Source organism: Mesorhizobium sp. B2-2-3, from assembly GCF_006442405.1.
Taxonomy (GTDB): Bacteria; Pseudomonadota; Alphaproteobacteria; order Rhizobiales; family Rhizobiaceae; genus Mesorhizobium.
Genome location: NZ_VFWC01000001.1, coordinates 130,313 through 154,967, shown reverse-complemented (window position 1 = coordinate 154,967; position 24,655 = coordinate 130,313). Strand labels below are relative to the sequence as shown.

Annotated in this window: 20 protein-coding genes; 7 read left to right on the top strand and 13 right to left on the bottom strand. The window is 64.9% G+C overall.

Annotated elements, in window-relative coordinates; all coding sequences use genetic code 11:
• Positions 1-18: 18 nt before the first annotated feature.
• The 5 genes from nhaA to FJ951_RS00665 form a co-directional block, all read right to left on the bottom strand.
• The gene (nhaA, locus tag FJ951_RS00690; RefSeq protein WP_140512953.1) at positions 19-1,215 is read right to left on the bottom strand and encodes a Na+/H+ antiporter NhaA; all 1,197 of its coding nucleotides are present in this window, start codon (positions 1,213-1,215) and stop codon (positions 19-21) included.
• Positions 1,216-1,515: 300 nt separating this feature from the next.
• Positions 1,516-2,079, bottom strand: coding sequence for an ActR/PrrA/RegA family redox response regulator transcription factor (locus FJ951_RS00680; protein WP_140497143.1), 564 nt, complete (start codon positions 2,077-2,079; stop codon positions 1,516-1,518).
• Between the two features lie 63 nt (positions 2,080-2,142).
• A complete protein-coding gene (locus FJ951_RS00675) occupies positions 2,143-3,474 on the bottom strand; it encodes an ActS/PrrB/RegB family redox-sensitive histidine kinase (RefSeq protein WP_140513548.1) in 1,332 nt (443 codons plus the stop codon).
• Positions 3,475-3,546: 72 nt separating this feature from the next.
• Positions 3,547-6,138, bottom strand: a complete 2,592-nt coding sequence (gene hrpB, locus FJ951_RS00670) for an ATP-dependent helicase HrpB (protein WP_140512951.1) — start codon at positions 6,136-6,138, stop codon at positions 3,547-3,549.
• Positions 6,139-6,184: 46 nt separating this feature from the next.
• Complete coding sequence (locus tag FJ951_RS00665) at positions 6,185-7,075, bottom strand: DMT family transporter (RefSeq protein ID WP_140497147.1); 891 nt, start codon at positions 7,073-7,075, stop codon at positions 6,185-6,187.
• A gap of 27 nt (positions 7,076-7,102) precedes the next feature.
• On the opposite strand from FJ951_RS00665, the gene FJ951_RS00660 reads away from it, so the two are divergent.
• From FJ951_RS00660 to FJ951_RS28340, 5 genes are all read left to right on the top strand, one after another.
• Entirely contained in the window at positions 7,103-7,792 is a 690-nt protein-coding gene (locus FJ951_RS00660; RefSeq protein WP_140512949.1) for a PIG-L deacetylase family protein, read from the top strand.
• A gap of 243 nt (positions 7,793-8,035) precedes the next feature.
• Entirely contained in the window at positions 8,036-9,943 is a 1,908-nt protein-coding gene (locus FJ951_RS00655; protein ID WP_140512947.1) for a propionyl-CoA synthetase, read from the top strand.
• A gap of 137 nt (positions 9,944-10,080) precedes the next feature.
• Complete coding sequence (locus tag FJ951_RS00650; protein WP_140512945.1) at positions 10,081-11,160, top strand: acyltransferase; 1,080 nt, start codon at positions 10,081-10,083, stop codon at positions 11,158-11,160.
• A gap of 129 nt (positions 11,161-11,289) precedes the next feature.
• Entirely contained in the window at positions 11,290-11,610 is a 321-nt protein-coding gene (locus FJ951_RS00645) for a putative quinol monooxygenase (RefSeq protein WP_140497155.1), read from the top strand.
• A gap of 221 nt (positions 11,611-11,831) precedes the next feature.
• Entirely contained in the window at positions 11,832-12,323 is a 492-nt protein-coding gene (locus FJ951_RS28340) for a hypothetical protein (protein ID WP_181171602.1), read from the top strand.
• Positions 12,324-12,415: 92 nt separating this feature from the next.
• Here the strand turns inward: FJ951_RS28340 and FJ951_RS00635 are convergent, their stop codons facing one another.
• From FJ951_RS00635 to FJ951_RS00610, 6 genes are all read right to left on the bottom strand, one after another.
• A complete protein-coding gene (locus FJ951_RS00635) occupies positions 12,416-14,797 on the bottom strand; it encodes a polysaccharide biosynthesis tyrosine autokinase (protein ID WP_140497157.1) in 2,382 nt (793 codons plus the stop codon).
• A gap of 237 nt (positions 14,798-15,034) precedes the next feature.
• On the bottom strand, positions 15,035-15,931 hold the full coding sequence (locus FJ951_RS00630; RefSeq protein ID WP_140512943.1) for a UTP--glucose-1-phosphate uridylyltransferase: 897 nt from the start codon (positions 15,929-15,931) through the stop codon (positions 15,035-15,037).
• A 74-nt stretch (positions 15,932-16,005) separates the two neighbouring features.
• Positions 16,006-16,974: a glycosyltransferase family 2 protein gene (locus tag FJ951_RS00625; protein ID WP_140512941.1), complete on the bottom strand. Its 969-nt coding sequence runs from the start codon at positions 16,972-16,974 to the stop codon at positions 16,006-16,008.
• Positions 16,964-17,914: a glycosyltransferase gene (locus FJ951_RS00620; RefSeq protein ID WP_140512939.1), complete on the bottom strand. Its 951-nt coding sequence runs from the start codon at positions 17,912-17,914 to the stop codon at positions 16,964-16,966. The genes FJ951_RS00625 and FJ951_RS00620 overlap by 11 nt, the downstream gene beginning before the upstream one ends.
• A complete protein-coding gene (locus FJ951_RS00615) occupies positions 17,914-18,903 on the bottom strand; it encodes a glycosyltransferase family 2 protein (protein WP_140497165.1) in 990 nt (329 codons plus the stop codon). Before FJ951_RS00615 ends, FJ951_RS00620 begins: the two co-directional genes overlap by 1 nt.
• A gap of 15 nt (positions 18,904-18,918) precedes the next feature.
• Entirely contained in the window at positions 18,919-20,091 is a 1,173-nt protein-coding gene (locus tag FJ951_RS00610; RefSeq protein WP_140512937.1) for a glycosyltransferase family 4 protein, read from the bottom strand.
• A gap of 189 nt (positions 20,092-20,280) precedes the next feature.
• On the opposite strand from FJ951_RS00610, the gene FJ951_RS00605 reads away from it, so the two are divergent.
• Together FJ951_RS00605 and FJ951_RS00600 are read left to right on the top strand one after the other, a co-directional pair.
• Positions 20,281-21,777, top strand: a complete 1,497-nt coding sequence (locus tag FJ951_RS00605; RefSeq protein WP_140512935.1) for a lipopolysaccharide biosynthesis protein — start codon at positions 20,281-20,283, stop codon at positions 21,775-21,777.
• Between the two features lie 49 nt (positions 21,778-21,826).
• On the top strand, positions 21,827-22,849 hold the full coding sequence (locus tag FJ951_RS00600; RefSeq protein WP_140497171.1) for a phosphoribosyltransferase family protein: 1,023 nt from the start codon (positions 21,827-21,829) through the stop codon (positions 22,847-22,849).
• Between the two features lie 212 nt (positions 22,850-23,061).
• Here the strand turns inward: FJ951_RS00600 and FJ951_RS00595 are convergent, their stop codons facing one another.
• Together FJ951_RS00595 and FJ951_RS00590 are read right to left on the bottom strand one after the other, a co-directional pair.
• On the bottom strand, positions 23,062-24,141 hold the full coding sequence (locus tag FJ951_RS00595) for a glycosyltransferase (RefSeq protein WP_140512933.1): 1,080 nt from the start codon (positions 24,139-24,141) through the stop codon (positions 23,062-23,064).
• A 65-nt stretch (positions 24,142-24,206) separates the two neighbouring features.
• Positions 24,207-24,653 carry a hypothetical protein gene (locus FJ951_RS00590; RefSeq protein ID WP_140512931.1) on the bottom strand — a complete coding sequence of 149 codons (447 nt, stop codon included), beginning with the start codon at positions 24,651-24,653 and terminating at the stop codon, positions 24,207-24,209.
• Positions 24,654-24,655: the final 2 nt, after the last annotated feature.

Genomic DNA, 24,655 nt, shown 5'->3' with positions numbered 1-24,655 from the left:
GAAGTCGCTGATAGGCCCCTACTCCTCGCCATCATCCACCTCAGTCGCCGCCGGCGCCATCAGCAGGACGGCCGCGCCGAGCAGCGCTGCGACCAGGGAGCCGGAGAGAATGCCGACCTTGACCGCGTCCTGCAGCGCGACGTCGCTGGCGAAGGCGAGCAGGCCGATGAACAGGCTCATGGTGAAGCCGATGCCGCACAGCAGCGAGATGCCGATCATGTGCAGCCAGCCGGCATGGGCCGGCAGGTCGGCGAGACCGAAGCGGATGGCGAGCGCGGAGGAACCGAACACGCCGACCAGCTTGCCGACGACGAGGCCGGCGGCGACGCCGAGCGTCAGCGGCTCGAACAGCGCGCCGACACTCAAGCCGGCGAGCGAAACGCCGGCATTGGCAAAGCCGAAGATGGGGATGACCACGAAAGGCACTATTGCGTGCAGGCCGTGCTCGAGCCGGTGCAGCGGCGAATGGTCGAGATCGTGTTCGATGCCGGCGGTGCGTTCGAGCGGAATGGTCAGCGCCAGCGCCACGCCGGCAAGCGTGGCATGCACGCCCGACTTCAGCACCAGCACCCACAGGATCGCACCGAGCACGAGGTAGGGCACGAGGCTCATCACCCGAATGCGGTTGAGCACGACAAGCGCGGCGATGACCGCGAAGGCGGCGCCCAGATAGGCAAGCGACAGGCCGCTCGTGTAGAAGATCGCGATGATGATCACCGCACCGAGATCGTCGATGATGGCAAGGGCGGTGAGGAAGATCTTCAGCGAGGCCGGCACCCTATTGCCGAGCAGCGACAGCACACCGAGCGCGAAGGCGATGTCGGTGGCGGTCGGGATCGCCCAGCCGGACAGCGCGGCCGTATTGTCACGGTTGATGGCGACGTAGGCCAGCGCCGGCACCACCATGCCGCCGGCCGCCGCGATGCCGGGCAGCACCCTGCGCGGCCAGGTCGAGAGCTGGCCGTCCAGCATCTCGCGCTTGATCTCCAGGCCGACGAGCAGGAAGAATACCGCCATCAGCCCATCATTGACCCAGTGCGACACGCTGAGCGGGCCGAGATAGGCGTGGAGGACGGCAAAATAGGTTCCGGAAAGCGGTGAGTTGGCGACGATCAAGGCCAATGCCGCCGCCACCATCAGCATGATGCCGCCGGCCGCCTCGCTGTCGAGAAATTCGCGCAGGACGGAAACCGGCCGCTGTTTCAAGTCCCGCATTTCACCCTCCGTTATGCCGCCCTGTCCGGCAGGCTTTATTGTCGAGGCCGGCGCCGCCCCTCATTGCCCTGCCGGGCATTTCTCCCCGTATAGTGACGGGGAGAAAGAGGCTGGCCGCAGCGTCGGCGCCTTTTTGCAACGCTGGTGGTTAGCGAAATCGGCGATGACAGCGCCCCTCTCCCCGTCACTATACGGGGAGAGGATGCCGGCAGGCAGGTGAGGGGCGGCGCCGAGTTCGACAATTGGATGCTTCCCCGTAAGCAGAAACCGGTCCGAAGGAATTGCTCAGCGCGCACACTCCTAGCGCGGCGCGCGCTTGGCCAGGATGCGCTGCAGGGTGCGGCGATGCATGTTGAGGCGGCGCGCGGTCTCGGAGACGTTGCGCTCGCACATTTCGTAGACACGCTGGATGTGCTCCCAGCGCACGCGGTCGGCCGACATCGGATTTTCCGGGGGCGCGGCGCGCTCGCCGGCCGTGCGGGTTAGCGCGGCAAAGACGTCGTCGGCGTCGGCCGGCTTCGACAGATAGTCGACGGCGCCGAGCTTCACCGCCGTCACCGCGGTGGCGATGTTTCCGTAGCCGGTCAGGATGATCGCGCGGGAATCCTCGCGCTTCTCACGGATGGCGGCCACGACGTCGAGGCCGTTGCCGTCGCCAAGCCGCATATCGACCACCGCGTAGGCGGGCGGATTGGCGCGTGCCTTGCCGACCGCCTCCTCGACGCTCTCGGCCGTTTCGACCACGAACCCCCTGGTTTCCATGGCGCGGGCCAGACGGGTCAGGAACGGTTTGTCGTCGTCGACGATCAGAAGCGAGGTGTCCTCGCCCTCAACCATTGCGCCACTGTTTTCATCGCCTGTCATCGTCTTGAAATTCCTGCTGCCTTAATTTTACGCAGATATAGTTTTGCGTGGCGATTGTCCAATTTACGCGGTGTCAAACATCGTCGCGGGCGCCGATTCCGGGTTCAGGAAAACATTTCTGGGCCATGAAATCCGTACCATGGCGCCCTCGCCCAGTCCGCTCGAATTGCGAAAGTCGAGCGTGGCGCCCGATCGCTCGAGCAATGTCTTGGCGATGAAAAGGCCCAGCCCCAGCCCGCCGCCGGCCTCCGTGCCCTGGCGTGTCGACATATAGGGCTCGCCGATGCGGTCGATGATCTCGGGCGGAAAGCCGGGACCGTCATCGATGATCGAGAAGGTGACGGTGGCCTCGTCCCAGCTCCAGCGCACGGTGACGCTCTCGCGGGCGAAATCGACGGCGTTCTCCACCAAATTGCCAAGGCCGTAGATGACGCCGGGATTGCGGCGCCCGACCGGCTCGGGGCCGCTGCGCTCGCCGGGCCTAAGCTTGATCGAGATGCCGAAGTCGCGGTGCGGCGCGGTGACCTCCTCGACCAGCGAGGTCAAAGGCAGGCGGGACAAATGCGCCTCTCCCTCGGACGACAGGCTGGTCAGGCGCTTGAGGATCTCGCGGCACCGCTCGCTCTGGGAGCGCAGCAGCGTCACATCCTCCCCGTATTTCGCGTCCTTGCCGAGCGCCTTTTCCATCTCCTTGGCGACCAGCGTGATGGTGGCGAGCGGCGTGCCGAGCTCATGCGCGGCGGCGGCGGCCAACCCGTCGAGCGCCGACAGATGCTGCTCGCGCTGGAGCACCAGTTCGGTGGCGGCGAGCGCATTGGCCAGCAGGCGGGCTTCCGCGGCCACGCGGAAGGCGTAAATGGCGGTGAAGGCGATCGAAGACAGCACCGCCATCCACATGCCGGCAACATAGATGAAGGGCATCGCCAGCGGCGCGCCTTCATGCCAAGGCAATGGCAAGTGGAAGAAGACCAGCAAGGTCGCCGCCGTCATCACCAGCCCCCCAAGCACCGCGGTCAGGCGCAAGGGCAGCGACGTCGCCGAAATGACCACGGGCACCGTCATCAGCAGCGAGAACGGATTGGTAAGGCCGCCGGTCATGTAGAGCAGGCCGGCAAGCTGGAGGCTATCAAAGATCAGGATGCCGAAGGCCGCGAACGGCGTGAGCCGGTGCGCGGCCGGGAACCGAAAGGCAAGGAGCAGGTTCATCCAGGCCGAACAGGCGATCAGGGCAAAGCACAGGCTGACCGGCAGTGGGAATTTCAGGCCGTAGGCGACGAAAAGCACCGTCACGCTCTGGCCGACAATGGCAAGCCAGCGCAGCCGGATCAGCGTGTTGAGGCGCAGTCGCTGGCTCTGCTGGAAGTCGGGAGAACGCAATACGTTGATCATGGCCATGAAATACAGCCGCGAAGCGGCGAGCGCTAGGTGGATGACGAAGCGATGGCGTTTGCGCCAATCGCCAAGCAACTACGTCCCGCGCGGCTTGGCGCGGCTGGTGGCGGCGGCGAGCAGCGGATTTTCCGGCCACACGTGCTTGGGATAGCGACCGCGCATGTCGGCGCGCACATCGGCCCAGGAGCCGCGCCAGAAGCCGGGCAGGTCGCGCGTCGTCTGGATCGGCCGGTGCGCGGGCGACAGCAGTTCGAGCGTCAGCGGCACGGTGCCGCCTGCGATTGCGGGGTGCCGGTCGAGACCGAACAGTTCCTGGACACGAACCGCCAAAATGGGCCACTCGCCGTCATAGCGGATCGGCACGCGACTGCCGGACGGCACGTCGAAATGGGTCGGCGCAAGTGCGTCGATCCGGCGCTGCAAATCGTGCGGCACAAGCGCCGTCAGCCCGGCCGGGACGACACCCGGATCGATGGCCGAGAAGGATGCGGCACCCGACAGGAACGGCAGCAGCCAGTCGTCGAGGCGATCGATAAGCGCCGTGTCGGACATATCGGGCCACGGCGCCCCAAGGCCGCGATGCAGCCAGGACAGGCGCTGGCGCAGCGTCTCGGCCTCCTTGCTCCAGCTCAGCAGTGAAAGTCCATGTTCGCGCAAGGCGTCAAGCATGGCGCGGTCGGCCTCACTGCCGGTTGGCGGAGGCAGCATGCGCTCGGCCAGCGTGATGGCGCCGAGGCGCACGGTTTCGCGCACGCGCACGGCGCGGCGCTCGCGATCGAAGCTCGTTTGCCTGCGGGTTTCGATCCTATCCGCCAGTGCTGAACGAGTATCGTCCTCGCTGATCGCCGCCGCCGCCGTGATGCGCGCATTCTGCGCCTTGCCCTGCAGATCGGCGACAACCAGAAACGCCTCGCCGGCAAGCGGATCGGCGGCGTCGAGCATGGCGCCGGAGCCGTTGGCCAGTACGAAACGCCCCCGCTCGCCGCGCGCCTTGGCGACCCGGTCCGGCCAGGCATGGATGAGGAGAGGACCAGCGCTGCCACCCTCCCCCTTGTGGAGAGGGTCGGCGCGTAGCGCCGGGGTGGGGGTGCGGCGCCAAAGCCCCCCGCCCCGCTCCGCTTCGCGGATCGACGTTCCGGGGCGAGCCAGGGGTCTCGCCCGTCCTTCGGACCCCCACAAGGGGGAGGGTGAAGAGGCCTGCCTCGCCAGGCGTTCGGCGAGTTGCCGCGCGGCGGTGGCGCGTGGCGATCTTTCCTGGCGAAAGCGCATCAGCCGGCGTTCGAGATCGGCGCCGTCACCGCCCAACCCGCGCTCGGTCAGCAGCACCGCGAGCATGGCCGCCTCGCCGGCATGGCCGCCGCGGGCCGCCTCGGCGACCATATGCGCCAGCCGCACCGGCAGAGCGAGCTTGCGCATCGCGGCGCCCGCTTCCGTCAGCCGCCCCGCCTCCTCGATGGCATCAAGCGCGCGCAGCAGCGCCCTTGCCTCGTTGAGCGCCGGGGCCGGCGGCGGATCGAGGAAGGCGAGGCTCGTCGGATCGGCGACACCGAAGGCGGCGCAGTCGAGCAGCAGGCCGGAAAGGTCGGCCTCGAGGATTTCCGGCGGGGTGAAGGCTGGAAGCGACGCCGTCTGTTCGGCGCGCCACAGTCGGATGGCGACGCCGGCCTGCGTGCGTCCGGCACGGCCGGCGCGCTGGTCGGCGGAGGCCTTGCTGGCGCGCACCGTCTCCAGCCGCGTCAGGCCGCTGGCCGGCTCGTAGCGCGGCAGCCGCGACAGGCCGGAATCGATGACGACCCGCACGCCGTCGATGGTGATGGAGGTCTCGGCGATCGACGTGGCCAGCACCACCTTGCGGCGGCCCGCCGGCGCCGGCCTGATCGCCGCGTCCTGCGCCTTGCCATCGAGCATGCCGTAGAGCGGCACGATATCGGTGTCGGCGCCGACCTTGCCGGCAAGCCGCTCGGCGGTGCGCTCGATCTCGCGCTGGCCGGGCAGGAAGGCAAGCACGCTGCCGCTCTCGTCGGCAAGAGCGGAGCGGATCGCCTTGGCCATGGCATCTTCGATTGGGATGCCGGCCGGCCGTTCGTCGTAGCGGATGTCGACGGGAAAGGCACGGCCTTCGCTTTCGATCACCGGCGCGCCCGACAACAGCTTCGCGACACGGGCGCCGTCCAGCGTCGCCGACATCACCAAGACGCGCAGGTCCGGCCGCAGCGCGCCTTGCACGTCGAGCGCCAAAGCGAGGCCGAAATCGCCGTCGAGCGAGCGCTCGTGGAATTCGTCGAAGATCACGGCCGAGATTCCGGGCAGTTCGGGATCGTCAAGGATCATCCGCGCCAGCACACCTTCGGTGACGACCAGTATTTTTGTCCGGGCCGAAGTGCGGTTCTCCATGCGCATGGCATAGCCGACGGTGCCGCCGGGCTCCTCATCAAGCAATTCGGCCATGCGGCGGGCGGCGGCGCGGGCGGCGAGCCGGCGCGGCTCCAGCAGCACGATCTTGCCCGTGCCCAGCCATGGCGCATCGAGCAGCGCCAGCGGCACCAGCGTCGTCTTGCCGGCGCCGGGCGGCGCCACAAGCACGGCGCCGTTGCCGGAGCCGAGCGCATGGCCCAGCGCCGGCAGCACGGCGGATACCGGAAGCTCCGGCAAGGCTTTTGTCGTCATCGCGCCCGCATATCAGCGCTCGTGGTCGCCATGCAACCGCATCAGATCAAAGCCGGGTGCGCGAAAACGGGTTCCAGCGCACCGTGCCCAGCCGCACTTCCTCGCGCACCATGGTGAGCAGGCCGGACCCACCGACGACCGCGAGGCCGACCAGCGACAGCCAGTCGGGATATTCCCGGAAGAACAGCGCACCGAGGATGACCGCCCAGACCATCTGCGAGTAATGCGTCGGCGCGATCCGGTTGGCGGGCGCGTATTTGACGGCCAGCAGCTGCAGCAATTGTCCGCATGCGGTGAAGGCGCCGGCCATTATCAGCCATGCAAGCTGCCTTGCGTCGGGAAGCGTGAACGAGGTAGCGGCGATGCCGATGCCGTTGAACAACAGGCCGTAGCCGATCAGCACGCCGAGCATGGTCGTGCGCTTTTCCTGCTTTGCCAGCGAGCGCATCAGGATGACGCTGGCGGCTGCCAGAAAGGCCACGCCAAAGGCGGCGAGGTGTCCAAGATTGAGTTCGCGAAAACCCGGTCGCACCACCAACATGACGCCGGCAAAGCCGGCGACCACCGCCAGCCAGCGCCACGGCCCGACCTTTTCCTTGAGGACGACCGTGGAGAGGATGGTGACGCAGAGCGGCGCCAGGAAGACGAGCGCGTAGACTTCGGCCAGTGGAATGGTGGTGAAGGCATAGACGCTGAGCACGCCCGAGGCGATGCCGGCCCAGGCGCGCGCCTGCACCGCCCAAGGCCGTTTGGTGCGCCAGAAATCACGCCAACGCTCGTCCGCCGGCCGGGTGAAGAAGAGAAAGCAGCCGGCAAACAATATCGAGAAGAAACCGATCTCGAACACCGTGAACTGCCCACCCAGGCTTTTGACAACGGCATCGCTGCCCGAATAGCTTGCATAGGCGATCAGGGCGAGCAGGATTCCGTTCGTCACGTTTTTCCATTTCCGGGGAGAGAAGCGTTGAAAATACTGGCGCTCGGCGCGCATCCTGACGACATCGAGATATTCATGTTCGGTACGATGGCGGCCTATGCGGCGCAAGGCGCAGAACTGACTTTTGCCATAGCCACGGATGGTGCCAGGGGCGGCAAGAGCGATCCCACGGTTCTCGCCCGTGTCCGTCGCGAGGAGGCAACGGCCGCGGCCGCGCTACTCGGGGCGGCGCCGCGCTTCCTCGACTTTCCCGACGGCAGGCTGGTGGCGGATAACGCGCTGATCGGCGCGCTGAAGACGCTGATTGGCGAAACCGGACCGGATCTGGTGATTACCCATGCGTCCAACGACTATCACGCCGACCACCGCGCGCTGTCGGACGCCGTGCGCATCGCGGCGTCGTTCGCCGTACCGGTGCTTCATGCCGACACGGTGGGCGGCACCGGATTCTCCCCGACCCACTATGTCGAGATATCAGCCCAGGCCGAGATCAAGGCCAAGGCGATCCGCCTGCACCAGTCGCAGGATCCGGAGCGCTTCGTCGACATCGCCCGGACGCAGAATTTTTTTCGCGCCGGCCAGTGCAACGGCGCGCCGGGATCGCAGGCCGAAGCCTTCCGCTTCGAGCCGATGTTTCCCTTCGCCGACATTCGCGACCTGCTGCCGCCGGCGCCGCCGATCCGGCCGGTGATGGTGAGCACAAAAAGGATCGACTGACCCGGAAGACGGCTGCTCGATCGCGGTGACCATGCCCGACGACGAGACCACCGGCCGACGCGCCGGTGCACACGGCCACATGGGAACGCCCGGGCCGGACCGTTGCTTTTCTTCCCGGAGGGCCACGATGTCGCACCTTTGCGGCCAGGACCGGGCCGGATCAGACGAATTGAGGGAAGACATCGCCGGAAAAAACAGCATAGGCTGTTGCCAGGACGGCAAATCTTCCCGGGGAGGAAATGGATGGCTTCACGCTATCACGAGGTCTATGACGGCTGGAAACGCGACCCGGAAAAGTTCTGGGCGGATGCGGCGAACGCCATCGATTGGTACACGCCTTACGACAAGGTGTTCGATGCGGAAGCCGGCGTTTATGGCCGCTGGTTTACCGGCGCCACCTGCAACACCTGCTACAATGCCCTCGACCGGCATGTCGCCGGCGGGCGTGCCGACCAGATCGCGCTGATCCATGACAGCGCCATCACCGGCACCGTGAAAACATTCACCTATGCCGAGCTCAAACGCGAAGTGGTGGCGCTGACCTCGGTGCTGAAGAACCGCGGCGTCGGCAAGGGCGACCGCGTCATCATCTACATGCCGATGGTGGCGGAAGCGGCCATCGCCATGCTTGCCTGCGCCCGCATCGGCGCCGTGCATTCGGTCGTCTTCGGCGGTTTTGCCTCGCATGAGCTCGCCACCCGCATCGACGACGCCAGGCCGAAGGTGATCATTTCGGCCTCCTGCGGCCTGGAGCCCGGCCGCGTCGTCGCCTACAAGCCGCTGCTCGACAAGGCGATCGAGATATCCCGCCACAAGCCAGACGCCTGCCTGATCCTGCAGCGCGACCAATTGCGCTGCGAGCTCAGGGACAATTACGACATCGACTATGCGGACGCGGTCGCGCGCGAGCGGGCGGCCGGCGCCAATGTCGACTGCGTTCCGGTGCTTGCCACCGACCCGCTCTACATCATCTACACGTCAGGCACGACCGGCCAGCCCAAGGGCATCGTTCGCGACAATGGCGGCCACATGGTGGCGCTCGAATGGACGATGGAAAACGAGTTCGGCGTCAAGCCCGGCGAAGTGTTCTGGGCGGCGTCCGACGTCGGCTGGGTGGTCGGCCATTCCTACATCGTCTACGGGCCGCTGCTGCATGGCTGCACCAGCATCCTGTTCGAAGGCAAGCCGGTCGGCACGCCCGATGCCGGCACCTACTGGCGGGTGATCGCGCAGCATGGCGTGGTCGCCCTGTTCACCGCGCCGACGGCGTTCCGCGCCATCAAGGGGCAGGATCCCAGGGGCGAATTCGTCGCCAGATACGACCTGTCGAAATTCCGAACGCTGTTCCTCGCCGGCGAGCGCGCCGATCCCGAAACCATCAAATGGGCGGAGCAAAAACTGAACGTGCCGGTCATCGACCATTGGTGGCAGACCGAGACCGGCTCGCCAATGACCATCAACCCCGCGGGCCTTGGCCTGCTGCCGGTAAAATACGGCTCACCCGGCGTGCCGATGCCCGGCTACGACATCCGCGTGCTCGACGATGCCGGCCACGAGGTGCCGCGCGGCACGCTCGGCAATGTCGTGGTCAAGCTGCCGCTGCCGGCGGGCTGCCTGCCGACGCTGTGGAACGCCGACGCCCGTTTCCGCCAGGCCTATCTCGACGAGTTCCCCGGCTTCTACAAGACGGCCGATGCCGGCATGATCGACGAGGACGGCTACCTCTACGTGATGGCCCGCACCGACGACATCATCAATGTCGCCGGCCACCGGCTGTCGACCGGCGCCATGGAAGAGGTGCTGGCAACGCATCCCGATGTCGCGGAATGCGCCGTCGTCGGCATCGCGGATGCGATGAAGGGCCAGGTTCCGCTCGGCTTCGTCGTGCTCAACGCTGGTGTCTCGCGCGAGATCGGCCTTATCGAGAGCGAAGTGGTGGGGCTGGTGCGCGAGCGCATCGGCCCGGTCGCCGCCTTCAGGACGGTGGTGACGATCAAGCGGCTGCCGAAAACGCGGTCGGGAAAGATCCTGCGCGGGACCATGCAGAAGATCGCCGACAAGGAAGACTGGACCATGCCGGCGACGATCGACGACCCGGTCATCCTCGACGAGATCACGGCCGTGCTGAAGGAGCGCGGCATCGGGGTCTAGATGATCGGGCGCAGCAGACCCGATCCTTCCGTTTGTTGAGCGGTCGGCGCCAACTGTCACATCTGGCCAATCTTTTGTTGTGCAATGCAACAACAGACTCTAGGGTTTGGCTTGGGGGGCCATTCCAAAGGCACGGCATGGCTCAGCACAAGGCGACATTCGGCGGCGTCGACATATTGCGTTTCCTGGCCGCCGTCATGGTGATGTTCTATCACTATGGCTTCTGGGTATGGGCATTCCCTGACGGGGTTTCGGCGCGCGCGACCGGCGGCATCCCGCCCCATCCCGAAATGGCCTTGGTCGGCTCCGGCTGGGTCGGCGTGCAGATATTCTTCGTCATCAGCGGTTTCGTCATCGCCTTCAGCGCCGAGAATTCGACGCCGCTGCGGTTTTTCGAGGCAAGGGTGAAAAGGCTGGCGCCGGCGGTCTGGATCTGCGCGCCGGTGACCGCGGCGGTGCTGCTGCTCACCGGTCTGAGCTGGCCAACCGATGCCGTGATCAGGCTCGTTCGCACCGGCCTTTTCGCGCCCTACGGCCCTTGGGTGGACAGCGTCTACTGGACGCTCGGCATCGAGATCGCCTTCTACGCTGTCGTCTGGATCCTGTTGCGGCTTGGCCGCTTCCACCTGATGGAGACGGTGGCAATCGCGATCGGCCTCGTCAGCACGCTGTTCTGGTGCCTCTATTATCCGCTCGGCTGGTCCGACCTCGCCGAGACACGCTGGCTGCAGCTCGTCCTGGTGCACCATGGCTCTTTTTTCGCCGTCGGCGTGCTCATCTGGCTGATGCGGTTCAAGGCGGTGACGGCCTCGCGCCTGGCCTTCTGCCTGCTGTTCCTGGGCGGGGGCGTGCTGCAAATCGCCAGCTCGGTCGACGTCCACAGCATCAAGGTCGGTGCCGCGATGCCCTATGCGCCGCCGATCCTTGTCTTCCTGGTCGCCATCGCCCTAATGGCGTGGTCGCTGCGGCTCGACCTCAGCTGGAGCGGCTGGCGCCGGATCGGCTTGATGACCTACCCGCTCTATCTGATCCACGACGTCATCGGCGCGGCGATGCTCGGCGCGATGGTCGGCGCGGGATTTCCCTATCTCCTGTCGATGGCAATGGTCGGCGCGACCATGATCGCGGCAAGCTGGCTGGTGGCGACCGAAGCCGAACCGCGCATCCGGCTGCTGCTCGACCACACGGTGTTCCGCTACCGGCTCAGGGCCGCCTAGTCGCGATCTTGTTGACCAATTGACCAACGGGCACCTCGGTGCCTTCCTCGCAGGAGCGCACTGTCCAGCCGCAGGGTTCCGAGGCCTGGATAGTGAGTCGCGGCCCTGTACAAAGTTAGGGACCAATCGATGCGGATCGTCAGGATAGCCGAACTGGAAATCGATCCTGACCAGATCGACAGCTACAAGGCCCTGATTGCCGAAGAGATCGAGGCCTCCGTGCGAATCGAGCCGGGCGTGCTTTTCCTTCATGCCGTGTCGGAAAAAGGTGCGCCTGAAAAGGTGCGCGTGATCGAATGCTACGCCGATCAGACGGCGTACGAAGCCCATCTGACCACACCGCATTTTCTCAAGTACAAGACGCAAACGGCGAACATGGTGCGGTCGCTTCGGCTTATCGAAACCGACCCGATCGCGCTGTCTGCGAAACCCGGTCAGAACTCAAACTGACCAGGGCTTGGATCGACACCGCCGTCCATCCAGAGCGGACGACCGACCTGCCGTCGAAATCGCTGGCAAGCGAAATAGACTGATCTGCTCTGGGGCCGACCTGCTTCCAATCCATGTCGCCAACCTCAAAGCGCGTCGATTCCGCACAATCCGATATTGCTCCGGATGTCATTTCATAGACATCGCCAATCAGCCAAAGAAACCGGGCGTCACGGGCTAGCATGGCGTCTTTGGATCGGGCGCGGCTGCTTGAATCCGCCAAGCAGTACGGAAGCTACCTCGTTATAAATTCGACCCTTGAAGATGCCCGTACTTGTTTCGCCGGCTTGTTCGCTTTACGAACGGCAATGACCCTCATCTCTCGCATTGCCGCCCTTGCTTTGCTCGCCGTCATTGTCTTCGCGACGCTGTCGCCAATCCAGATGCGGCCCCACCTGGGTGACCCAGATTTCGAACGCGCCCTCGCCTACGTTCTGTTCGGCGTGGCGATGGGGCTCGGCTTTCCAAACCGCTTGGCTGGAACTGTCACTATAGTTGTCGTCGTAGCCACTGTGCTGGAGCTGATGCAGCTCCTCGAACCCGGACGGCATGCGCGCCTTTCGGACGGCTCGCTGAAGGCTTTGGCAGGCATCCTCGGAATAGTTGTCGTCCATCTCAGTCTTTTGGTGGCCAGCCGCTATTGGCCGCGTAAGCTGACATTGCCTGCCGGATGATGCCCGGGTTTAGACTCCCACTGTAGCCCGCCGTGGCCACATAGGCGATGACCTGCCTCGTCACTCAGGCACGGAAATCGCCACGGTTGAACTCAGACCGTTGTCTTGCTGCGCACTTCGGTCTTGTCGAGATAATAGCTCGAGTACTGGCCGAAGAATTTTTCGGACGCTCCGAACGAGCCGTATTTGGCGAGCTTCTTGAGATCGACCTTGTTCAGCACCGCGCCGACGATCTTGTTGGCGACATAGGGTTCGGATTCGAGCATCGACCTCACCATCGCGCGCGGCGTGCGGCCCCATTCGGTGACCAGCACGAAGCCGTCGACAAGCGGCGCGAAGGCCTTGGCGTCGACCACAGGCCCCAGCGGCGGCAGATCGACGACGATGTATTCGAAGGTCTCCTTGGCGTTGTCGATGAAGCGCCGCATGCCGGCCGAGGAGAGAAGCTCGCTGGTATGCGAGAAATTGCCGCGCAGCACGGCCGGAATGATCGCCAGCTTCGTCTGCCGGTCGATCTTGCCGACCGACTGCCAGGTCTGGCCGCTCACCACCGCTTCCATCAGTCCCTGCTCGGCCTCCATGCCGAGGCTGCGGCTCAAGCCCGGATTGCGCAGGTCGCCGTCGATCAGCAGCGTCCTGGCGCCGTTGGCGGCGAGCAGTCCGGCCAGATTGGCCGCGACCGTCGACTTGCCTTCGCCGGGAAGGACCGAGATGACGCCGATGACGCGGCTGCCCTGCCCTTCCATGACGACGTCGAAGGCGATCTTTGCGCTGCGCAGCGTCTCGGAGAACATCGACGCCGGAGCATCGACGCTGACGCGCATGCGCGCGCGCTTTTCGGCCGCGGCCGGCGATTTGGCGGTTTTGAGATCCGGGTCGGCCGGCTTTTCCTCCCTGGCGGTCTTGCCGCCGATGACAGGCAGATAACCGAGGAATTTGAGGCCGACGCGGTCGCGGACATCCTCGCCGGTCCTGAAGAAACGCTCGTTGAATTCGTTCAGGCCGCCGAGCCCGGCACCCATCAACGTGCCCAGCACAAGCGAGAGCGCCAGCACAACCACCGTGCGCGGGCTGGAGGCGCTGAGCGGCGTCGATGCATCCGAGATGATGCGGATCTTGCCGACCGGGAAGGATTGCTGCTGGGCGGCTTCCTCGTAGCGGCCGAGGAATGTCTGGTAGAGCGTGGAGAGCGCCGTCGCCTTCTGGTCGAGTTCACGCAGCTTGACCTGCGACTGGTTGTCGATGGCGCTTTTGCCTTGCGCCGCGGCGACATTGGCCCTGAGCGCGGTCTCGCGCGCCAGCGCCACTTCATATTCGTTGCGATAGCTTTCGGTCAGTTGCTTCAACTCGCCGAATATCTGCGCCGATATGTCGGCCTTCTCCTTGGCGAGCGCCACCGCCTGCGGATGCTGCGGCCCAAAATTGGCCTCGACATCCTGCTGCCGCTTGGCGACGGCGAGATAGCGCGTCTTAAGCGCCGCGATGACCGAGCTGCTCGGCTGGTCGCTCGATATGGCGGCATCCTTGAAGGCGTTCTCCGAACCGCTTTCAACGATGGACTTGTATTGCTGGTAGCGGGCGCTGGCCCGGGCCGTATCGGCCTGCGCCACGATAAGCTGGGCGTTGAGGTCGGCAAGCTGCTTGGCGCTCATCAGCTGGCCGTCGCTGTTGGCGGACAGGCCGTGCTCGGCCCTGAATTTCTCGACCGCGAGCGATGCCGCCTGCGAGCTTTCGCGCAGTTCCGTCAGCCGGCCCTGCAGCCAGACCGCTGCGCGCTCGGTGGCATCGAAGGAGGCGTCGAGCTGGTCGGCGAGATAGGCATCGGCATAGGCTTTGGTGATCGCGGTCGCCAGTGCCGGGTCCGTCGCCTGGTAGCCGAGCGCGATGACATAGCTTCGCCCGACGCGCTCCGCCTGCACCTCGTTCTGCAATTTGAGGATAGCGTAGTCGCGACGAGAGGTCGCGATCAGCGCATCGCGGGTGGCGGGGTCGAGCTTGGTGACGTCGCCGACGCCCGGCATGGGAGGACTGGGGCGAACATACTGGATCAGGCCGCGGATCAGGCCGATGCCCTGGGCGAGCGCCGACTGGGGCGGGTTCATGAACGCGTCGTTGCGGTCGAGCTTCAGCTTGTCGACGACCACGGCGGCAAGCCGCGTCGAGGTCAGGATTTCGATCTGGCTCAGGATGGCCGAATCGGTCTGCATGGTCGTCGACGCCGCCGAAATGTCATCGACGATCTTGTTCAGCCCCTCATCGATCAGCACGCTCGAGACCGATTGGTATTTGGGCGGCGTGGTCTGCAGATAGAGCAGGCCCAGGACAAGACCAATGACCGCGCCCAGGACAACCACCTTGGCCTGCCGCGCTGCCATGCCAAGCAGCCGCTCGACATCGATGAAGTCTTCGCCGTCTCCTGCTTCCGAATTCGGCAATGGCATCCTCTTGTCGAGAGGAAAGTTGGCATAGTTCATCTTCGGTCCAATTCCAGAGCCCGTCCATCCCAATCATCGGGATGGGCTCTATCTCACTGTTTGAACATGATCTTTTCCGAAAACCGCCTTGCGCTTTCCGGGATCATGCCTTGGCTCCCAGGCACTTCGAAGATCGGGAGCATTGCCAAAAAGCAACGCAAATTCCATGCCGGACGCCACAGGGCGTTCCGCGCATCGCACCGTCAGCCGTCCGACAATGCTCCCGAAAGATGGGCATTATGCGGCTTCTTCCTGTCGTTCATGCGACCGGACGAACTCCTGGAGCATCTCGAAAACCGGACCCTTCATGTCATCGCGCGCCAAGGCGAAGGCGATGTTGGCCTGGATGAAGCCCTCCTTCGAGCCGCAGTCGAACATGCGACCCTTGAAAGGCTGGGCAAAGAAGGACTGCTCCTGCGCCAGGCGGACCATGGCGTCGGTCAGCTGGATCTCGTTGCCGGCGCCGCGCTGCTGGTTGCCGAGCAGGGCGAAGATCTCGGGCTGCAGGATATAGCGGCCGTTGATGTAGAAATTCGACGGCGCGTTGGCCGGCGCCGGCTTTTCGACCATCGCCGTCACCTCGAAACCGCCGCCAATGTCGGCGCCTCGGCCGACAATGCCGTATTTGTTGGTCTCGGTCGGGTCACAGCGCTCGACCGCAATGACGTTGCCGCCGGTCTCGGCATAGAGGTCGGCGACCTCGGCCAGGCAGCCGCGGCCGCCGAACGAAACCATATCAGGCAAAAGCAGGGCGAAGGGCTCGTTGCCGATGACCTCGCGCGCGCACCAGACGGCGTGGCCAAGGCCTTGCGGGGATTGCTGGCGGATGAAGCTGGTGGCGCCGGCCACCGGCAGCAGGCTTTCCAACGACTGCAATTGCGCCTTCTTGCCGCTCTGCTCCAGTGTTCCGATCAATTCCGGATGCAGGTCGAAATAATCCTCGATGACCGCTTTGTTGCGGCCGGTCACGAACACGATGTGCTCGATGCCGGCCTCGAAGGCCTCATCGACGGCGTATTGCACGACCGGCCGGTCGACGACGGGAAGCATTTCCTTCGGCATCGACTTGGTCGCCGGCAGGAACCGCGTTCCAAGCCCCGCCACCGGTATCACGGCCTTCCTGATTTTCTTCATCGCAAATTCCTTCTGAGGAGATCGACTTCAGTCCATTCGCAGGCCAGGAAAAATCCCTCCATGTGCCTGCATCTTCACCTCCCCGCCCCTACGGCAAATTGTGCCGCTACTCGTCGCAACCGCACGGCGATCGGCATGCCCATATGGCTGACCGCCGCCGGGTCGCTGAGCGCCGTCCGGATCGCCTTGAGCGGGGACCGCGCCTTGATGTGCTGGACCATCGACAGGAACGAAGCCGCCTTGCGCAGGCTGCGGCTGCGCCGGGCGAAGGCCGCTTGCGCGGCCGCGTCCATCTGATGGCTTTGAGCGAAAATCGCATCGGCCTTGCGCATCGCCTCGACGTGATGAGGCTCGAGCACGCGCGAAATGGAGCCGCTGCGGATGTGATAGACATAGCCGATGTCAGGCTCGACCACGCACCTGCCGCCCTTGGCCAGGGCGTTGGCCAGGAAAATGTAATCCTCGCCGATGATCAGGTCCTCGTCGTAGCGAAGTCCGTTTTCTTCCAGGAAGCGGCGCTCGAAGATCGGCTTGAGATAGCCGAGATTGAACTTCGATTCGAAGACGACGTTGCCGGCGATATAGCTGGCCAGCGAGATCTCGCCCAATTCCTCCAGATAGCGCGTCGGGAACATCGCATCCTCGATCACGCCGTCCTCGCGGACGACCTGGAGGTTGTCGACGGCGATTTGCGCGCCCGCCCTTTCAGCCCGCGCGATCATGGCGGCGATGCGGCCGGGATAGACCGCGTCGTCGGAATCGAGGACCGCGACCCAGCGGCCGCGGGCAGCCTCGAGGCCGGCGTTCCTGGCGCCGCCGGGGCCCCTGTTCTGCGCGAGCGCCACGACGCGCACGATGTCCTGCGGATAGGCCCTTGCCACGTCGAGCGTGGCGTCGCGCGACTTGTCGTCGACGACGACGACCTCGATGCTGACACCCTTCTGCGCGATGGCGCTGGCGATCGCCCGGTCGAGGGTCGCCTCGGCGTTGTAGGCTGCAATGACGAAGGAAACGTCCGGGACGAAGCTGACGTCAGGCTGCACGCTTGCCTCCTTCCTGTGGCGAGGGCTGGCCGTAGAGACGAATCTCGCGGATGCCGACAAGGCCGCTGACGACGCCGACATGCATAATGCCGCGCAGCACGCTGCGGTTCCGCCGCACGGGGCTGGCAAGGAAGGGAAACGCCGCGGCGAAGCAATAGGCTGCCTTTGCCGAGGCAATGGCGACCTGTTTGAGCAGGCCAATGCCGCTCGCATTGCGCCCCAGGAGATGGCCATGCGTCTGCCCGACGCGGAAGCGGCGGCGGCCAAGCCAGTCGAACGCGGCCCTGGTCCGTGGCACGACCTCGTCCACCCAAGCCTCCGGAGAAAACGCGATCGTGCCGCCTGTCTTGTGCATCTGGTCGAAGAATTCGGTGTCCTCGCCGCCGGTCTGGCCACGCGCCAGGCTGAAGCGGCGCCCGCGCAGGCTGTCCGACCCCATGTCGAGCAGCACGTTGCAGGTGTAGCCGGTGCGGATCTCGCCGCGCACCCAGACCGGCAAGGTCGAATGGAAGTCGCCACGCCGCATCCAGTCCGGCGCATCGGCCCCATAGCGCGCCTTGACCGGGCCCAGCACGGCGGCGGCGCGACTTGCCTGGGCTGTTGCGACGAGCTCGGCAAGCCAACGCGGCGAAGCCGTCTCGTCGTCATCGATGAAGGCGACGAAATCCGACGTGCTGGCGTCAAGACAGGCATTGCGGGCGATCGAGATGTTGCGCGCCGGGCAGTGGTGATAGCTGATCGGCAGCGTCAGTTCGCGCGCCAGCGTCGTCACCAGATCCCTGGCGCTCGGCGTGTCGTCATTATCGGCGACGATGACACGGACATCGAAACCGGCCAGCCTGTCCATGGCGTCGAGCGAGCGCAGCGTGTGGGCCAATTCCGGCCGGCGGAACGTGCACACGCCGATATCGATGCTGCGGTTCTTGCCTGGAACCGCCATCACGCGACCCCGCGCTGTTTGCCAAGGCCGAGAAGCTGCAGCCAGAAACCGACGGACCAGCCGAAATGCATGACCATCGCCGAGACGCCGGCAAGCGCGATGTCGGCATTGCGCTGGCTTACCGCCGTCCACAGGCCATAGCCGAGGCATACGGATGCCCAGATCAAAAGCGGCACCGCCGCCAGCCAGTGCACGAAGGAAAAGGCCGCGAGCACCACCACCGGGAACACCAGCAGCGGCACCATCTGCCGGACCTTCGGGATGACGCGGTGCTTCAGGACATTCTTGGCGCGTCCGCGGCCGTAGCCGAGATACTGGAAATAGAGGCCGCTGAGCGACGCGCGCGGATAGTAGACCATCTGCGTCCTGCCGCTCATCCAGATCCTGTAGCCGGCCTGTCTCAGCCGGTAGTCGAGCTCGGCGTCCTCATTATGGCTGAACGTCTCGTCATAGCCGCCGACGGCCCGGAAGGCAGAAATCCGCATCAGCGCGTGATGGCCGTGATCGACCCATTCTCCGGCGGACAGATGCCTGTGCTTGGAACCGCCGGTGCCGAGCTTTGAATTCTGTGCCGCCGCGGCCGCCTTCTGCACGGTGCCGCTGCCGCTGGTCAGCATCGAGACCACGACAGAATCGGCGCCCGTGGCCAGCGCTTCCTCGACCAGCCGGTCGCAATAGTCGGCGGGATAGCCGCCATGGGCATCGATGCGGATCAGATATTCGGCACCATCGCCGAATCTGGCGACGGCAAGATTGATCGCCGCGCTCTGGATGCGCTTTTCATTGTGGAGCAGGATGATGCGGGGATCTTCCTTCGCACGCTCGCCGACAATGGCCGGGGTACCATCGGTGCTGCCGCCATCGGCAACGACGATCCTGGCGCCGAGCCTCGCGGCCGCGGGGCTGAGCTGGTCGAGCAGCACACCGATATGGGCTGCCTCGTTGAGGCAGGGAATCACGATCAGGCTGGAGGGGAGCGCTTGCATCATCGGGCGATCTCCATCCTAGGCCAAAGCCTCGGCCGCGAAGGGTTGGCGCATGGCGGCCAGGCTTCGAAGCTTGTCGACCAGCGCCTGGCAATCGCTGCGATCATAGCTCCATATCCTGGGGTTGCGCGACAGAACGCGCTCCTTCAACGTGCTGAAGCGGCGCTCCTCCATCTTGCCGATGGCGGCTTCGAGCGCGTCGGGTGAGGCTTCGGGCAACAGAATGCCGATGCCTTGCCGGCCGAGGAACCGCCCAGTTTCCGTGTTGGCCATCGAGATCGGCACCGCGCCGAATCGGCAGCCTTCATAGAGGCGATTGGGCAGCAGCCATTCGGAATTCTGGCCCGCCTCGAAGAAATCGATCGCCCAGGAGAAATGCACGTCCCGGTAGATCGCCGCCATGTCCTCCGGGTTGCGGTAGGGTCCGCGAAACGAAAGCCAGGGCTCCGCCTCGACGAAGGCGTGGAAATCCGGGAATTCGGTCAACGCCGGGCGGCCGCGCAGCACGATCTCGAACCGGCCGTCGGCGCGGCGCGAGAAATCGGCCAGGAGTTCGAGCGAGCGGCGGCAGCGCAATGCCCCGAACCAGCCGATGCGCCAGGGTGGCGCGACAGGCGCCTCGGCCATCTCATGCTCGGCCGGCAGGATCGCCGCTGCCTCGAAATATTTGTTTTCGACCAGTTCGACCGGCGCCGTCACCTGGCCGTACGGCTCGAAATAATTGGCGGTGAATGCGGGCGAGCTGGTCACCAGCAGCCTTACGTCCCTGGCAAGGTAACGTTCCGTGGCACGCAGCGCCTTGCCGACCGCATCGCTGCGAAGCATCAGGCGATGGATGTCGAGGCATTCATAGACGATCGGCACCGCGGCGCCGAATGCCGTGTTGGCGCGGCGGGCGAGCGCCAGCATTTCCAGGTTGCGCGCGATGATGAGATCGGGCCTCGGCATGCCGCGGAGCCTGGTGCCGATCGAAACCGCCGCCTTGGCGACTGCCGTCAGGCGCTGGGCGAATCGCCCGTCACGCGTCGCGCCGAGATCCAGCGGCTGCAATCCCTCGACGTCGGCAATGGGATTTGCCGTGCGGCGGAAGCCTGCGAGCGTGACCTGGGCGCCACCTGCCCTGAGCATGGTAATCCGCCGGCGCACTGCCGGGTCGGAAACGTCATGCACAAGGTACAAGACATTCAGCATGAAAACTCGACCGCTGTTGGCCCACCCACGGCGAACCTAGTACAGGTCTTGCTGCATCGCAACATTTTTGGTGCAGCGTAGCAAAATCCACGTTTTTTGTTGCACTGCAAAATAAATGCCGTAATTTGGCCGCGGCGGCGGTTGCAGGGTTCCTGGTCGGAACCTGCACAAGAATCAGGAATCCTGAATTTGGAAGCCAATCCATTCGATCCGCCAGAAGGCTCACTGCGCAAATCGGTCGGGCGTGGCGCGGTCGTGACGGCCTTGTCGCAGTCCGTGCGGGTTGCCACGCAGATCATTTCCGTCATCGTGCTGTCGCGTCTCCTGTTGCCGCAGGATTTCGGCGTCGTGGCGATGTGCGCGCCGGTGCTGGCCTTCATCGCGCTGTTCCAGGATTTCGGCCTCACCCAGGCGACCATCCAGAAATCGGGCATACGGCACGACGAGGTGAACTACCTGTTCTGGATCAACGTCGCCGTCAGCGCCATCCTGGCCTGCGTGCTTGCCGGCGCGGCACCGCTGGTCGCCGCCTTCTACGGCGAACCGCGTGTGGCTGGCCTGGTGGCGGCGCTGGGCCTGCAGATCATGGCCTACGGCCTCGGTGCGCAGCATCTGGCGCTCCTGACCCGCCGCATGCAGTTCGGCCGTCTGGCCATCATCGATGTCGCAGGCGCCGTGGCTGGTCTTGCCGTGTCGATCGCCTGGACCTTCATCGACCGCTCCTACTGGGCACTTTTCGCCGGCACCTTGACCGGAGCCGTGCTGCCGACGCTGTGCTACTGGGCCAGTTCGCGCTGGCGGCCCAGCCTGCCCCGCAAGGTCGCCGGGATCAGCGAGCTGATCAATTTCGGCGCCGGCATAACCGGCTTCAACTTCGCCAATTTCTTTGCCCGTAATCTCGACAACGTGCTGATCGGAAAATACTGGGGCGAGGCGCAGCTCGGCCTCTATGACCGTGCCTACAAGCTGCTCCTGTTCCCGCTGAGCCAGATCACGAACCCGCTGTCGAAGGTGATGGTGCCGGCCCTTTCCAGGCTGAAGGACGAGCCCGACCGCTACCGCAGCGCCTATCTTCGCGTCATGCCGCTGATCCTGCTGGTGGCGCTTCCCGGCGTCGCTTTCGCCACCGCCATGTCCGACATACTCATCCCCTTCGTGCTCGGTGAGCAATGGCGCGCGAGCGCCGGCATTTTCCTGGCGCTGGGCTTCGCCGGGCTGCTGCAGCCGCTCAACAATCCGGCCGGATGGCTGTTCGTCAGCCAGGGCCGCTCCGGCGACTTCATGCGCTGGGGCATCATCACGGCGGTGACGTCGGTGCTCGCTTTCGTGCTGGGCCTGCCTTATGGCGCGCTCGGCGTGGCGATCGCCTATGCCGTCAGCGAATATCTGCGCACGCCTTTCCTGTGGCTCTATGTCGGCAGGAGCGGGCCGCTGCGGGCAAGCCACGTTCTTCGCGCGGCGACGCCGTTCGTGCTCGGCGCGCATGTGGCGCTGGCGGTGGTCTGGTTGGTCAAGCCGCTGCTGCCGCAGCAGCATGTCATTGCCTTGGCCAGCGGCGCGATCCTTGCCTATCTCATCACCATCGTCATCGCGCTGGCCTTCGCAGCCGGCCGTGAAGCCTTGCGCGAGGCCTTGAAAATGCTGCCGGCAAGGCCGCCGGCGGCAGCACCGCGCGAGGCGCAATAATTTTGGCGCTTTCGACCCTTACCGTTCACCCGAGCATCAGGCCTGATCCATGCATTACCGATCGATCTCAGACATGAACGACGCGATCGTCAGCAACCTTCACCGGTTGCCGCGCGACATCGACCTGGTGGTCGGCGTCCCCAGAAGCGGCGTGCTGGCAGCGACGCTGGTCAGTCTCGCAGCGAACATACCTATGACCGACCTGGACTCCTTCCTCGAGGGTCGCGTCTACACATCGGGCATCACCAAGCGCCGTGCGGTGCTCGACCGCAAGGTCGCGGAAATGCGCAAGGTGCTGGTGATCGACGACAGCGTCTCCGGCGGCAACGCCATGCGCGACGCCCGCGCCCGCATAGAGGGTGCCGGCATCGAGGCCGACTACACCTTTGCCGCCGTGTTCGGGCTTGAGCCGCAGCATGCCGAGACCGATGTCGTCTTCGAGGTCGTGCCGCATCCGCGCATGTTCCAGTGGAACTTCATGCATCACAAATTCCTGGCGCAATGCTGCGTCGACATAGACGGGGTGCTGTGCCTCGATCCGACCGAGGCGGAAAACGACGACGGTCCGGCCTACGAGAAATTCCTCAGCGAAGCGCGGCCGCTCCACACCGCGACCCGCAAGATCGGCTGGCTGGTGACCAGCCGGCTGGAGAAATACCGCGCGCTGACCGAGGCATGGCTGGCCAAGCACGAGATCAAGTACGATCATCTGATCATGCTCGACCTGCCGAGCAAGGCGGAGCGTCAGCGGCTTGGCGCGCATGGCAGTTTCAAGGCCGAATTCTACCGCAAATCCGATGCCATCCTGTTCATCGAGAGCGAGCACGAGCAGGCGCTGAGGATCACCGAGCTGTCGGGCAAACCGGTGCTGTGCGTCGAAACGCACATGGTCAGCTTTCCCAACGCTCTGTCGCTCCCGGCGCTCGGCCAGGCGGCGCGCAACCTGCCGGCCAGGTTGCGACAGGCCAAGTCACAGGAAGGCCGCAAGGGCGCCGCCAAGGCCCTTGCCCGCGCCCTGCTCGGCGCCCGCGGCTACGAGACGCTGAAAAGCCGGGTCAAGCGCCTGGCCTGATCCGCCAAGGCTGCGAATCCAGATTAACGGGTTCCTTCGGAGTGTTTCGCCGGCGTGCCGGTCGAGAAGCATCAAACGAAAAACCCGCCTGTGCGGCGGGTTTCCGGCGCAACTCAGCACCATGCCCAAAAATCTACCATAGCTGCCTTCACCCTGTCAAGAAAAAATTCCTATTACAGGGCTGCCAGGTCCGGTGCCAGCCTGAGCCCTGGCTACGCCGCCTGTCGCGAACGCTGCTGTGTGGCCTTGTCCAGTATGGAAAAGAAGGTGAGGAACTGGCGGTCCGGATCGAGCTCCGGACGCTCGGAGAAGCTGCGCGCCGTGGCCGAGAGCCGGTCATATTCCTGGCGGTCGTTCCACAGCAGCCTGACAGCCGCGATCCAGTCGGCGAGCGGCGCATCGTAATCCAGCACCACGCCGCCCGGGCCGATCGCTTCGGGCAGCCCGCCGCGCCGCGAGCCGATGACGGGAATGCCGCTGCAATGGGCTTCCGAGGCCACACGGCCCCAGGCCTCTTCCCATTTGCTGGGCGCCAGCAGGATCCTGGTGCGGCCATAGACGGTCTTCATGTCGCCGGTGCGGTTCTCCAGCCTGATGTTGGAGAACGGGGCGATGGTTTTCTCGATGCGGGCGCGATGATCGTCGGCAAGCTTCCAGCTCTCCACGAACAGGAACGGAATCTCGGGGCAGGCGCCGGCGATGCGCACGGCGAGCTCGAAGCCTTTCTCCTCGTACGGATTGATCAAGGTGACGAACTGGCCCGTGGTCGGCGTGCTGTAGAGGGCGGCATTGATGGTCGGCGGCAGCACCGCCGCATCGATGCCGAACTTCTGTTTGTAGGCGCGCGCGGTGAATTGCGAATTGGCGATGTAGAGCGCCGAATGCAACTCGCGCAGATCGCCGCCCAGCTCATGGAACTCGACGTTCCTGAGATAGACGACCAGCGGCACGCCTTCGGCCTGCAGCGCCTTGCCCACCGGAACCGACTTGTGGCATTGGACGACGGCCACGTCCGGCTTCAATCTGCGGACGGCAAAGTCGGCCGCCTTCCAGGGAAACCAAGCCCGCACCACCGGATAGCCGGGAAAACTGTCGATGACCGCCGGCTGACGCAGCAGCTTCATCTTGGCGCGCGCCTTGAAGCCGAAGACACCGTCGCCGAACAGGGCGGCCAGTACGGCCGCCTCATGGCCGTGCTCGATCAACTGTTCCGCCAGATGATGGGTGCTCGACTGGACGCCGCCGCTGAATTCGGGCGTGTATCCGTTTCCGCCTGCAAAAAGAACTTTCATGGTCCTGGCTCCTGGTTCTTTCGCGTTTCGTTCAATGTGGCCCGAGAGCTTGCTCCGGCACCGCCTCAGGCACTCTGTTGCTCGAGATTGGCGAACGGATTGGTGCATGGCTGCCATCCGGTGAACCGGATCGGATCGCCCGGCGAACTGCGCCAGGCGTAGTCGGTCAGCATGTGGAATTCGGCGATCAGCCAGCGGTCGAAATGCAGGAGGTCCTGCTTCTTCTGCTCCGGCAGCAGAGCGCGGGCTTTGCCCAGCCTTGTCTCCTCGAGCAAGGTGACGGCGTCGCTGAGTTTCTTGCTCGGGAATATCCACGGGTTCCTGTCGCGGAACGCCAGGGCGAACTGCTGCAAATGCTCGATGCGCATGTTGAGCTTGCCGAAATATTTCTCGAGCGTGACGCGCACCAGATCCTCATCCGAAAACGAGGATACTGCCGCGTAGGCAATGCCGGTCGACACCACCCCGCCCGCCATGACGGCCAGTGCGGAGCGTCGCGAGATCTCTATCATCT